Source organism: Micromonospora sp. RHAY321, assembly GCF_023896955.1.
Lineage (GTDB): Bacteria > Actinomycetota > Actinomycetes > Mycobacteriales > Micromonosporaceae > Micromonospora.
This window is the reverse complement of the sequence record NZ_JAMHIW010000006.1, coordinates 201,853-214,368: the sequence shown is the minus strand read 5'-3', so window position 1 is coordinate 214,368 and position 12,516 is coordinate 201,853. Positions and strand designations below refer to the sequence as shown.

The following is a 12,516-nucleotide window of genomic DNA, read 5'->3' as shown; positions in this document are numbered from 1 at the left end:
CCCCGCACCGGGAGCTGGCCGTCTCCGCGACCGAGCCCGACGGCGACGACGGGCTGGACTACGTGGCCGCCCGGCTGATCAGCGGCAAGTTGACCGGCAGGCCGATCGAGGACGCCATCGACCTCGGCCGCATCGAGAAGGCGGTCCGGGAGATCCTGATCGCGGTCGGCGAGGACCCGGACCGGGACGGGCTCCAGCAGACCCCCGCCCGGGTCGCCCGGGCGTACGCCGAGCTCTTCGCCGGCCTGCGGGTCGACCCGGCCCAGGTGCTCAGCACCACCTTCGAGGCCAACCACGAAGAGCTGGTGATCGTCCGCGACATCGACGTGATGAGCCTCTGTGAGCACCACCTGCTGCCGTTCCGCGGCAGCGCGCACATCGGCTACATCCCCGGGCCGGACGGACGGATCACCGGTCTGTCCAAGCTGGCCCGGCTGGTCGAGGTCTTCGCCCGCCGGCCGCAGGTGCAGGAGCGACTCACCTCCCAGGTCGCCGACCTGCTGATGAGCAAGCTCGCCCCGCGCGGCGTCGTGGTCGTGCTGGAGTGCGAGCACATGTGCATGGCGATGCGCGGCATCCAGAAGTCGGGAGCCAAGACCATCACGTCGGCGGTGCGCGGCATCCTGCAGACGGACTCCAAGTCGCGGGCCGAGGCGATGGCGCTGATCATCCCCCGCTGACACACCGGACACGCGAACGGCCGGCCGACCCCTTCCGGGACGGCCGGCCGTTTCGTCGCCGAACCCGCGTCCTCCGGCCCGGTGCGGTCGGTCAGCCCGCCAGCAGGGCCAGCAACAGGCCGGCCGTGACCAGCACCGCCGGCACCAGGCAGACCAGCGCACCGAAGCGCACCGTGCGATCCAGCCGCTCACCCGGGCCGGCCCGGAACACCCGCCCGACACCCACCCAGGCGGCCACGAAGGCGACCGCCGGCATCGGCAGCCCACAGATCAACGCGGCCACGCTCGCCGCGCCCGCGCCGGTCGCCACGTACACCACGACCTGGATCAGGGGCACCAGCAGCGCCAACGGCCCGTACACCAGGAGGTTGCGGGGCCGCGCGGGCCAGGACCCCGGGCGCACCCGGCGGCGCGCGGCCAGTGCCGCGTCAGCCGCCTCGGCCTGCCCGCGTGCCACGCGCAGCGCCGCCAGCACGGCCGCCGGGCCGCCGGCCATCGACCGGGCGGCCTCGGTCAACTCCGGTGGGGACGGCACCAGCGAGATCGCCGGTACGCCCAGCTCACGCAGCCGCTCCTGCTGGCTCGCCAGACCGGTGCGGACGATCGTCAGCTCCTCCCGGGCAGCCTCCGCGGAGCGGGCCTGCTCACCGGCGGCAGCGGCCGCGCTGCGGCGTACACCGTCCAACTGGCGGGCGGCGGCGAGGTACTCCGACCAGGCCGGCACCGGCTCCGCGCCGACCGGCGCGACGTCCACGCCGGGCTCGGCGACCCGCTGCCGACCCGGCCCGGTCACCGTCGTCTTCGGACCCATGCCGACACCTCCCGCCCGCACCACCGGATCACCCGGCCTCGTCGGCGAACGGCACCAGGACCGTGCCCCGCTCGTCCGGACCATCCCAGAGCACCGCCCGGTCGGGGCGCGCCCGCCACTCCACCGGCCGACCGAAGACCGCAGTGAGCTGGGCCGTCGGCACGTCCAGCACGGCCACCGCGGCGAGCTTGTCCACCTCGCCCTCCGGCTCCAGCAGCGCGGCGAACGGCGGCACCGCCCGCCACCAGCCCAGCAGGTGGCGGCCCGCCGGCGGTCCGTCCCGCAGTAGCGCCCGCAGGCGGTCCACCGGCAGCTCCCGGGGCCCTGGCCGGTCCAGCCCGAAGACCACGAGGTACGTGGGCAGAGCCGTGTCCCCGTCCGCGAGCAGCGTCGACAGGTCGACCATGGTGGCCGGATGCCGGGCGGTCAGCTCCGCCGTCAACGACTCCGCCAGCGGTCGGGCGCCCGGGTCCGGCGCCGCCACCAGGAACCGGGCGGTGCCCGGCTGATGGTGGTCGCCGGTGCTCCGGGCCGCCGTCGCCAGCAGGCCACCCGCCGCCGGACCCGACCCCAGCACCGCCAGGTTGCGCCCCGCAGCGGGACCCAGGGGTACGGCGACCGTCGAGCGGGCCACGTCCACCGCTCTGCCGAGCAGGGCGGCCGGCCCGTGGGCCTGCCCGGCCAACGCCGCCCGGTGTCGCGGATCGTTGGCGAGCAGCGGCCGGGCATAGCCGGCGAAGACCACCGGCGGCACCGACCCGGCCGGCCGGGCCGTCCACAGCTCGTGCCGCAGCCGCTCCACCACCTCCGGGTGGTCCTGCGGATCGGGGTGGCGGATCAGCCGTTCGTGACCACGGATCGCGCCCCGAGGGCCGCCGAGCCCGCCAGCGGTGTTCACCACCGCGCTGCCCACCGGCAGACCGGCCGCCGAATCGTTGGTCGGCTCCAGCACCGGGCCACCGCCCGGCAACGCCACCCGCACCGGGAACTGCCCCAGCACCGAATCCCGGTGCCCAGCGTCCGCGCGGGCACTCAACCCCAACTCACCCGCGCCGGCCAGCACCAGGTGGACGCCGTACGCCCGGCCGGTGCGGGCCAACCCGTCCAGCTGGGCGGCCACCTCCGCGGCCAGCCGGTCCCGCTCGGCGAAGAGCAGCGGCACATTGTCCAGCACACAGACGATCCGAGGCAGTGGCTTGTGCTGGCGCAACTCCGCGAACCGTTGCCCACCGGCCCGTGCGCCCGCCTCCGCCCGGCGCTGCACCTCGGCCGTCAACTGGTCGAGCAGGTCCCGGACGTACTCCCGGTCGGCGGCCATCGCGGCAGCCCGCACCTGCGGAACCCAGGACCGGTCCCGCTCGGTCTGCAGGAACTCCACGAAGGACTCGCCGTCGCCGAGATCCACCAGGTAGAGCGCCAGGTCGTCGGGGCCGTACCGGGCCGCCAGCCCGAGCAGCGCGGTCGTCAGGAACGCGGCACGGCCCGCCCCGGACCGGCCACTCACCAGCCAGTGCGGGGTCAGCTCGGTGAAGCCCAGCGACACCTGCCTGCCACCGGCGTCACCGACCGTGGTGGTCAAGCCGTCCACCGGATCCGAACACCACAGCTGCTCACCCGTCACCGGAAGCAGATCCGAGAGGGCCAACCGGGAGCCCGCCTCCACCTGCGCGGCGAGCCGCCGGCAGACCGCGTCCACCAGTTCCGCCGGCGGATCCGCCTCGACGAAGACCGGTGAGTTCAGCCCGCCCGGCGCATCAGCGCCGGGGCTGGCGAACGACGCCGCCGGTGGATCGCCGAGCAGCGCGTACGCGTTGCGCAGCACCAGTGGTGTGGCGTGCGGCAGCGGTGCCCGCCCGGTGGGAGGCCAGCCGGCCACCACCAGGTGCAGCCCGGCCGACGGACCCCGCTCGGCCAGCGCCTCGATCCGTGCCAGGTCGGTGGGGCCGGTCCGCTCCGGGAGCGCGGCGACCACCAGCAGCAGCGTCCGGTCATGTCGACGCGGTCCGCTCGCACCCGGGGTGACCCACTGCTCCGCCTCGGTCAGCACCGCGCGCAGGCCCGCCACGTCCACCGCCGGAGGCGGCAACAGGCCGGCGTCGGCCAGCGCCCCGAACGGGGCGAGCACGGCACCGGTGGCGTCCACCGCGCGGACCAGCAGGGCGCCCGCTGGCGCCCCGCCCAACGACCGCAGCAGCACGGCCCGCAGCAACCCCGCCACCCGCGGCTCCCGGGCATCGGTGTCGACGCACAGGTGCCCGGTGCCGAACAGCGGCACCAGAGCGGGAAAGCGGGCATCGTCCAGCGGCGCCGCCGTGCCGACCCGGACGAAGGGCGGTGGGCCGTCGCCCGCCGGGAAGTCCACGGTGAGCGAGTCCAGTACGGCGCCCGACCAGCCCGGAGCCAGCCCTGCCGCCACAGCCCGCAGCCGGTCCGCCACCTCGTACTGGCGGCGCTGATCGGCAGGGGCGGGTCGGGTCTCGTCGAGGATGCCGGCGGCAGCGGTCGCGACAGCCGCCGCCCGGCGGTGCAGAGCTGCGGCGCGGTTCGTGCGTGCCTTCGGACCGGCCACCGCGTCCACCCCCTCTGCCCGAGGTTGGCAACCCCTCCCCGATCAGAGACGGTATCCCAGCCGGAGCATCTCCTCCGGGAGGTGCCACGGCGGTGCGCCGGTGTTGTCGTGGATCTCACCGGTGGGGAGGGGTCCGTCACGATCCGCTGGATCTGAGGCATTGGCTCCGGGGCGTCCAGCCGATAACTTCAGGAGGTGGAATCAGTGCAGCCCCCCGCCGGTTCCCAGGTCTCCCGCGTACCGGCCCAGCGGACGCCGTCCGAGCAGTTGCCACCGGCCCCGGCCACGCCGGCGCCGCAGCCGCCACGCCGTCGGATGCGGACGGTGCTCACGGTGGTCGGTGGGGTGCTCGCCCTGCTCTGCGTCGGCGCTCTCATCACCGGTTATGTGCTGTACGACCGCGCCTCGGCCCCGGACCGCAGTGCGCCGGACGTGGTGGTGGACAACTATCTACGCGCGTTCCTCGTGGATCGCAACGACACGAGGGCCGATCTCTTCACCTGTGACGGCGGCGGTGCTGAGCTTCAGGCCATGCGGGACCTCCGTCTTGAGGTCGAGCAGCGTGAGACGAAGTTTGACGTGGTCGTGCGAGTCAGCTGGGGTCCGCTGACCAGGACTCCGTCCAGTGAGGGCGAATCCGTCGGTACGACGCTCACCATTGCCGGCTCTGCCGACGGCGTTCCCAGGAGCAGCCGGCGAGAGAACTGGGTGTTCAGCGTTGTCGAAGACAAGGATGGCTGGCGGGTCTGCGGCGGCACACGCGCCGGTTGACGTCATTCGATCCACAGCAGATGGACCGGGACCTCCAGGGTGGTGGGTGACTGGCCGCGCCAGGCCCAGCGGTACCACTCCACCTCGGGCGTGATCCGGACGCAGATGTCACCCTCGGCACCCGAATAGGTCTCAGTGACCGCGCGCAGGTCGCGGTGCTCCTGGGCGCCCTCGACATGCACCACCCGGCGCCCGGTCACCGCGTCCGCCTCGAACACCGGGGTGGGGGACCGGTGAGCCGGGCCGTCGAGCGAGACCAGCCGGATGCCGGTGCTGCTGGGGGAGGCGTCCTGGCCCGGCCGGCCGCCGAGCGTCTCCACCCAGACCCGGTCCACCGGGACCAGTGGCGCGAACACCTCGACCTGATCGGCCTCGGCCCGGTACCACTCGTGCTCGGGAATCACCGGCACATAGGTCCGGGCGCCCTGCACCACGCGGTCGTCGGCACGCAGATCTCCCCGCCAGCCCAGCCCGGGAAGCCCGACCAGCACGCGCCGTCCGCGCAGCTCCACCCGCTCGGTGGCGGGCACGATCGCCAGCGGTCGGGGTGGCCGGGGCGCCCAGTCCGGCTGGTCCGCGAACGGGTCCGGCAGGGGTTCGTTCATGCCTTCGTCGACCTCACGCCGGCCGGCGCAGCGGGGCACCCCGCGCGCGCATGAACTGATTCGGGTCGATGGCGCCACGGCTGGTCCGGTCGTTGCGTAGGTGCACCTCGAAGTGCAGGTGGGGACCGGAGGAGTTGCCGCTGCTGCCCACCTGGCCGATCACCTCGCCGGCCGCCACCATCTGATTAAGCTGGACGCGGGGCTTGACCACCATGTGGCAGTACCGGGTGATGTAGCCACCGGCGTGCTGCAGGTCGACGAACCAGCCGCAGCCGCCCTTGTCGGGGTACCCGTCCACGTCGCAGTCCAGTCGGTTGTTGTTGTCCGGGTCGCACTTCGCGACCAGCACCCGACCGGCGGCCGCAGCGCGGATCTCGGTGCCCTTGGCTGCCGCGATGTCGACCCCGTCGTGGCCAGGCCGGCTGGCGGTCCGGAAGCCGGAGCCGACCCGACCGGGGATCGGGGCAGTCCAGCCGGAGGCGGCGATCTGACCACCCTCGGCCGCGTCGCATATCGCCTTGCCGTTGATCTCAACGGTGCGGGCCGCGCCGCCGGACAACGCGTTCACCATCCGGCTGGCCAGCTCCTCGTGTTTGGCGTAGGCGTCCGGGTAGGCGCTGATCTGGACCTGCTGCGCGACAGCGGTCAGCGGTCGTTGTCGCCAGCTCCGCACCCCGACGAGCTTTTCGTAGAACTTGCGGGCCGTGTACGCAGGAGTCATCCGCTCGGCGACCGTGCCCCAACCTGGCCGCTGCTGGAACAGGCCCAGTGAGTCGTGGTCAGCGCCGACGCCCTCGTGCGGCAGGGCCAGCGACGCCGGCACGCCACTGTTCGCCAGGTTGCGGAGGCCGGACTCCTGCATCGCCGTGGCCAGGGCGATCACCCATCCCCGCGAGGGCACCCCCATGTCCTGGCCGACTTTGATGATGATCGCGGCGTTACGGACCTGGGCGTCGCCGTACTCGGTGAACCGGGGCAGCTTGCCGGCGATGTCGACCGGCCGCACGGGGCCGCAGTCCTCGTTGGCCAGAGTGTCCCCCTCCTCCGCGTCACCGCTGAGACCACTGAGGAAGAAGGCCGCGGTGCCGCCGGCGCAGCAGAGCAGAAGCAGCACCCCGGTCAGCACTGAAGCGAGAACGCCGACCCGCAGTGGCCGGCGGAGGGGGGCGGTGGCCCTGCCGTCGTTCATGGGCGCTCCCAGTCCAGAACGTCAACCAGCCAACCGCCGTCCGCGGCGACCAGTTCCAGTCGGAGCCGACCGGTGTCGAGAGGCAGCAGCACCTCGACGAACGTCTCGGTGCGCGACTGCACCACCGGCGGTCCGGTGACCTCCTCGGCCGGGACTCCGCCGGGGTCGGCGCCGGCCAGCTTCTCCGTCAGCGCCGGGGTGGAGAGCGGCCGCAGGCCGGTCTGCCACTGTTCGGCGTTCATTCCGGGCCGGCCGAGCCAGGCGGCGGCGAACCGGTCGGCGGTCTGTTCGGGCGTGCGGTCGCCCGGCCGGGTCACCGGCGACGGCGGTGCGTCGGTGGCGATCAGACCGTCGTCGCCGGCCGTGGGATCAACAGTGGTGATCGGCTGGTTCGGTCGGTTGCTCAATCCGATCCCCGGGTCGCCGGGGCCGGAGACCAGCCGGGCCGCTCCGAGTACGCCGAAGACGAGCACCGCGATCACCAGCGCCACCCCGAGCCGCGACCGCAGCACCCGGGTGACCAGAAACTCCAGTGCCCGTCGCATCGTGGTCACCGCGCCTCTGAGCGCACCCGTGGTCCGGGGCGGTCCGGTGTCTGTTCGACGGAGCCCGGTCGGTAGACCACGAATGACGGGTTCTCGGCCGGCACGTCCGGCTCGGTCCAGGTCGCCGGCTGCCGGCGGCGGGGCCGGGGCGGGACCGGGCGGTTCTGGCCGCCCGTCTCCTCCGCTGGCACCTCGTCCGCACGCTCCTTACCGTCCGGGCGCCCGGTACCGGTGCGCTGGCCGTCCGTCGGGCGGGTCGGCGCGGAGCCGACGTCTTCCTGCCGCGCCTCCGGGCGCAGCGAGGTCCGCTCGGCGACCGGCGACTGACGACGTCCCCCGATCGGCTCCGCCGTGCCGCCGGGTTCCGCCACGTCCAGCCGTGCGGCGGTCCGCATGTCTCGGAAGAACCGGCGGTGCCAGGACCCGGCCGAGCTGACCGCCTCGCTGCTGTCCTTGCCGCCGAGCTGCGTGATCCGCCGGTACGGCCGCAGCAGCAGCCAGCCGACCACTCCGCAGAGCCAGACCAGCACCACCTGGAGCCAGCCGGGCAGGGTGGGCGTGCTCATGATCAGATCAACCGCGAACAGGTAGATGGCCGCCCCGGTGCCGAAGATGGCGATGTTGAAGACTGCGGCGACCACGGCGTTCGCGAGCCGCCGCAGCCCTGCGCTGGCGGGCCGGAGCAGGCCGACGGTGCCGAGGATCGGCGCCGCGATCACCGCCCACCGGAAGATCAGGAAACCGAGCAGGACCAGCAGCGACGCGGTCAGGTCGAACATGGCGAAGAGCACCGAGGCCAGGACGGCGATGAAGCCGGCGCCGACCCGGTCCATGTCCCGCACCCCCTGGAGGTACTCGTACGCCTCCGGATCCTCGGTCTGGATCTGCTGAGCCACCCGTGCCCACTGCTGCTGCTTCGCCTTGATCGTCGCGTTCCGGGTAGCCGGGTTGGCGCGCAGCTTCTCCGCCTCCTCCCAGGAGAGGGACTTGGCGTCGTAGAGCGCGGGGCCGTACTTGCGAGCGGTCTCGCTGTCGGCCGAGCCGAGCACCCCGCGCAGCCAGTTGCGGTAGAGCATCGCCTCGGTGGCGGTGTCGCTGGCCCGCACGGCGGGCGGTCGGTTGTCCTTACAAGCCTCAGGATTTGGATCGTCACACTGATCCGGCGGGGTGTCGCGGGCTGCGGGACCGACGGCGTCGTGCACCACGCCCAGCGTGGTGACCAGGGTGCCGTCGGCGATATTCGCCGACTTGACCGGCCAGGCGGCCAGCGCGGTGACCGCCACCATGACCAGCAGCGCCCAACCAGCGGTGGTCATGGCGTTGCTCATGTCCGACTGACGGGAGCGCCAGAGCAGGTAGAGCCCCACCACGCAGAGCGTGACGATTCCGAAGACGCTGAACACCTTCTGGTAGACGGCCTTGGTCGCCTGCTCGACCAGGGGATCGGCCCAACCCCACATCGAACTCGGGTCCCAGGCCCGCTCCCGCAGCGCGTTCGAGGCGCCGATGATCGCGGTGGCGATCATGAATTCGCCGTTGGCCACGGTGGTGGTGAACTTGTAGTCCGGGTGCAGGACCGACGACGCACAGCCGCCGGGGATGTCGTACGTCGGATAGCTGTAGCCGGCATAGCCGTAGTCGCTGTAGAGCCCCTTCGGGCCGGGCTGCTTGGCGGAGTCCGGCCGACCGGCGAACCAGCCGGCGAGCCCCGAGTCCGGCGTACCGGGGGTCGGCGCATTGCGGCAGGTGACCTCGGTCTCGCTGACCTCCTTGAGCTTGTTCACGCAGGTCCGGAAGTCGGCCTGCCACTCCTGGGTCGTGCAGAGGTCGGCGCGGGCCTGGGCGGCCGGCGGGGCGGCGGCCGCGGCCTCCGCGCCGATCAGTGGCCAGGTGAGAGAGGCCCCGGCCAGTACGCCGAGGGCGAGCAGGAACGCCGCGATCCGTGCCCGGGCCCTCGCCATGTCACGCCTCCAGATCCGGCAGGGGGATGCTCGGCAGCACTCCGGCCGCTGCGGCGATCGCGGCGGGCGTCGTGTCGAGGTGGTCCAGCAGCCCTTCGACGTACGAGACGTCGACCCGGACCTTCTGCACCCGCCCGTCGACGTCGCGCATCACGAACTCGCGGAAGCCGAGCCGGGCGGCCGAGCTGGTGTCGGCGGCGGAGAGCGAGGCCAGGGTGGCTTCGTAACCGTCGTTGACCGGTACCCGCAGCAGCCGTAGCGCTTCGGAGGCGATCTCGGCGTCCTCGGCGATCCGGCCGACGAAGACGGTGGAGACGAGGTTCTGGACGTCGAGGCCGAGGATGTCGCGTGGGTTCTGGGAGGCGACGAGGGCGGCCAGGTTCCACTTGCGGGAGTCCCGGGCGAGTCGGACCAGGAACGAACGTCCTGACCGCCAGCCCTCCATGAAGTGGGCCTCGTCCAGGCCGACGAGCTTGCGCGAGGACATCGACCCGCCGTAGCAGCGTCGGACGGCGAGCCGGTGCGCGGTGTGCAGCATCGGCAGGGCGAGTGCCTCCTCGGCGGACCAGTACTCCCGTTCGATCTTGAGGTCGGGCAGTCGCAGCCCGGCCATGGTGATCACCGTGAGGGCCGCGTCGGCGCCGAGCAGCCCTTCCGGTGGCCGGCCGAAGAAGAGCATGGCCAGCGGCATCTCGGCGGTGTCCAGCAGCAGGTTGGCCAGCTCCTTGCCGGCGTCGTCGTCGAGCCGCCCGAGGCAGCTCACGACGTCGTCCAGCGTGGACGTCTCCTCGGCGGGGACCTGGCGGACCGCGTGCCGGAACAGGGTGGCGGTGGACGCCTCCCGGGCCACCTGCGGTGGCACGAGCATCATGCAGATGTCCTGGACGAGCATCCGCCGTTCGGCCCGCGCGTTGGAGACCGCGATCTCGAACTCCCGGTCACCGGCGGCCCCGGCACCGAACTCGCTGCGGAGTGGCGTCGGGATGAGGGAGTACGGCGCCAGGGTGCCGTGCTCCGAGCCGGTCAGGTTCAGCACCCGGGAGTACGGCCGTAGCTCGGGCATGGCGCAGAGCCGGGCCAGCGGCCCGGACGGGTCGAGCAGGGTCACCTGGACGCCCCGTCGGGCGGCGAGGTAGCCGAGTGCGCCGAGCAGGGTGGACTTGCCACCGCCCGGCTCGGCCACGAAGACCGCGAGCCCCGAGCGTTCCCGTACCTCCATGGGGAAGTGCAGGTCGAGGAAGACCGGCCGGCGGCAGGTGCCCGCGGTGCGGCCGATCAGGTCGCCCCGCCGGTCGCCCACGTTGGAGGCGGCCTGGGGGAGCGCGGCCGCGAGCAGCGGGACGGGCATCCGGCGGACGTAGCCGGTGTTGGCGATCGGCTCGCCGGGGATGAACTCGCGGGCCAGCCAGTCCTGGTTCTTCGGGTGCTGGAGCGAGATGCGCAGCTCCCGGGAGTAGAGCTGGATGAGCCGGCGGGCCCGCTCCAGACACTCCTCCCTGGTCCGGCCGCCGACCGCGATGCGGTGCCAGCCGTGTGCGCGGGCCGAGTCGACGGGCAGCCCGGTGGTCATCTCGTCGCCGATCACCAGTGCCCGCTTGGCCAGTCGTTCCAGCTCGGGCGGGGCGTCGATGCCGTGCTCGGCGTAGTCGAGCTGCTGGGAGCGGATCATCCGGAGCCGGTGTTCGAGATTGCGGAACGAGTCGCCGGAGCCGAGGATGTCGACCCGGGTGGAGATCTCCATCGGCCATGGCAGCCGCTCGTGGAAGTGCAGCCAGGGCTCGTGCCGCTCCGGAATCTCCAGGGGTTCCATCCGGCCGACGGCGAGCACGGCGACGTGCCGTTCCTCGCCGGTCATCCGGTTGACCAGCTTGACGGTCGAGCCGTACGGGGTGCGGTAGCGCTCGACCTGTTCGGTCATGGCGAGCAGGTCACCGCGTTCCCAGCGCCCGTCGGTCACGGGCGAGAGCCGGCCGGGCGGCGCCATGCACAGCGCCACCGACCGGTAGAGCAGCCATTCCAGCTCCTGTGCGGTGACGCGTCGGCCGCGCATGCCGAACGCGCCGAGCACCTCGTCGAACTGCTCGACGGTGCGGCCCAGCTTGCGGCGTTCGCCCTCGGCGGTGCCCCGGCCGAAGGTGCGCAGCAACCGCTCGGTGAGCGAGTCGCCGAGCGACCGGCGGGCGAAGGTGACGCCGAGGTAGGTCTGGCCCTCGGCGTGGTTGACCGCCATCAGGTGCCGCTGCGCGGCGACCAGGTGGTCGGCCCAGCCGGCGGTGCCGGGCACGTCAGGAAGCGGTGCCGGCGTGTGTGCGTCGATGGTGCGCGCCCACTCGTCGGCGGGGAACGGGCGGGTGGTGCGGCGCAGGTGCAGCCGGAAGCCCGCCAGGCCGGCGTACTGCTCGGAGATCGCCGACAGCAGCGCCTCGCGTTCGGCGTCGGGCCGGAAGGCCCAGCGCACCTCGGGTAGCCAGTACCAGGCGGTGACGGTGTTCGGCGTGAAGGTCAGGTGGCCGGCGATCTCGGTGATGGCCAGCTCGACCGACGGGTCCCGGTCCCCGAATTTGATCTTCGGGGCGCGGACGCGGGTCGGCTTGTCCGGCCGGGCCGCCGGGCGCTGGCGGGGTGTGGCCACCTCCCGCCCGGTCTGCTCGGCACCGACCGCGGTGGGCCGGCCTGGGGCGCCACGCCTCGGCGCGCGTTCCAGGGCCGGCCGGTCCGCCGGTACGGCGCTGGCCGGCTCGGCCGCCCGTGCCGAAGGCGCCGAGTTGGCTGGCAGGGTCGCCGGACCGTTGGCCGACGACGGCGATGCGCCTCCGGCCGTCGGGTCGGGCTCGTGGGGTGGGCGGAGCATCGGCAGCCGGTCGCCGGCCTGGTGTGGCACGCGGGACTCGACGGCGGGACCGCCGGCCGCGCGCCGCGGCTCGATGGGTCGTCCGACGTCGGTGGACTGGTCGGCTGTCCATGATGGCTCTGGGTCGGGCACCCGACGGGTCGGCTGGGCGGCGGGCGGCTGCTGGGGGATCGCCGGCTGCTCCCGGGTGGCCGGGCCGGCGGTCACGGCCCGTGCTCCGCCGGGCCGGGACGCGCCGAAGAGGTCCAGGAACGGGGAGTCGATGTCGGCGTTCTCGCCTGCCGACACGGCGGTGGGCTCGGCGGGTGGCGTCCGGCGCGGCACCGGTCGGGGCGCCTGGAAGACGCCGACCGCGCCGTGACCGGGAGAGGTCACCAGCGCGGGATCCAGCGCCACCTCGTCCTCGGTGTCGGTGTAGTCAAATGACTGCGCACGGTGACCTGCCGGCCCGGCCGGGTGGCCGGCCGGGGACCCCGGCGTGGAAGAGCGACTCATGCGACCGCCTCACCCGCGTCGTGCGACGGACCGATCGGC

General features: G+C 73.3%; 9 protein-coding genes. 2 read left to right on the top strand and 7 right to left on the bottom strand.

Annotation, left to right across the window (positions count from 1 at the left end; genetic code table 11):
- Positions 1–14: 14 nt before the first annotated feature.
- Positions 15–680: a GTP cyclohydrolase I FolE gene (gene folE, locus M8C17_RS16500; RefSeq protein ID WP_252417482.1), complete on the top strand. Its 666-nt coding sequence runs from the start codon at positions 15–17 to the stop codon at positions 678–680.
- A 91-nt stretch (positions 681–771) separates the two neighbouring features.
- Here the strand turns inward: folE and M8C17_RS16495 are convergent, their stop codons facing one another.
- Entirely contained in the window at positions 772–1,491 is a 720-nt protein-coding gene (locus tag M8C17_RS16495) for a hypothetical protein (protein ID WP_252417354.1), read from the bottom strand.
- A gap of 28 nt (positions 1,492–1,519) precedes the next feature.
- On the bottom strand, positions 1,520–4,069 hold the full coding sequence (locus M8C17_RS16490) for an FtsK/SpoIIIE domain-containing protein (RefSeq protein WP_252417353.1): 2,550 nt from the start codon (positions 4,067–4,069) through the stop codon (positions 1,520–1,522).
- Between the two features lie 195 nt (positions 4,070–4,264).
- Between M8C17_RS16490 and M8C17_RS16485 the strand changes: the two genes are divergently transcribed.
- Positions 4,265–4,831 carry a hypothetical protein gene (locus M8C17_RS16485; protein ID WP_252417352.1) on the top strand — a complete coding sequence of 189 codons (567 nt, stop codon included), beginning with the start codon at positions 4,265–4,267 and terminating at the stop codon, positions 4,829–4,831.
- Positions 4,832–4,833: 2 nt separating this feature from the next.
- Here M8C17_RS16485 and M8C17_RS16480 read toward each other — a convergent pair whose 3' ends face one another.
- From M8C17_RS16480 to M8C17_RS16460, 5 genes are read right to left on the bottom strand one after another with little or no spacing between them, the layout of a single operon-like run.
- Entirely contained in the window at positions 4,834–5,436 is a 603-nt protein-coding gene (locus M8C17_RS16480; protein ID WP_252417351.1) for a hypothetical protein, read from the bottom strand.
- A 13-nt stretch (positions 5,437–5,449) separates the two neighbouring features.
- Positions 5,450–6,625, bottom strand: coding sequence for a M23 family metallopeptidase (locus M8C17_RS16475; RefSeq protein ID WP_252417350.1), 1,176 nt, complete (start codon positions 6,623–6,625; stop codon positions 5,450–5,452).
- Positions 6,622–7,179: a hypothetical protein gene (locus tag M8C17_RS16470; protein WP_252417349.1), complete on the bottom strand. Its 558-nt coding sequence runs from the start codon at positions 7,177–7,179 to the stop codon at positions 6,622–6,624. Before M8C17_RS16470 ends, M8C17_RS16475 begins: the two co-directional genes overlap by 4 nt.
- A complete protein-coding gene (locus tag M8C17_RS16465; protein WP_252417348.1) occupies positions 7,176–9,131 on the bottom strand; it encodes an MFS transporter in 1,956 nt (651 codons plus the stop codon). Before M8C17_RS16465 ends, M8C17_RS16470 begins: the two co-directional genes overlap by 4 nt.
- A 1-nt stretch (position 9,132) precedes the next feature.
- Positions 9,133–12,477 carry an ATP-binding protein gene (locus M8C17_RS16460; protein ID WP_252417347.1) on the bottom strand — a complete coding sequence of 1,115 codons (3,345 nt, stop codon included), beginning with the start codon at positions 12,475–12,477 and terminating at the stop codon, positions 9,133–9,135.
- Positions 12,478–12,516: the final 39 nt, after the last annotated feature.

Bases quoted from the DNA above. Each gene is read 5' to 3' on its own strand.
- M8C17_RS16495 (WP_252417354.1), bottom strand. From the start codon at position 1,491: ATGGGTCCGAAGACGACGGTGACCGGGCCGGGTCGGCAGCGGGTCGCC.
- M8C17_RS16480 (WP_252417351.1), bottom strand. From the start codon at position 5,436: ATGAACGAACCCCTGCCGGACCCGTTCGCGGACCAGCCGGACTGGGCG.
- M8C17_RS16475 (WP_252417350.1), bottom strand. From the start codon at position 6,625: ATGAACGACGGCAGGGCCACCGCCCCCCTCCGCCGGCCACTGCGGGTC.
- M8C17_RS16465 (WP_252417348.1), bottom strand. From the start codon at position 9,131: ATGGCGAGGGCCCGGGCACGGATCGCGGCGTTCCTGCTCGCCCTCGGC.
- M8C17_RS16460 (WP_252417347.1), bottom strand. From the start codon at position 12,477: ATGAGTCGCTCTTCCACGCCGGGGTCCCCGGCCGGCCACCCGGCCGGG.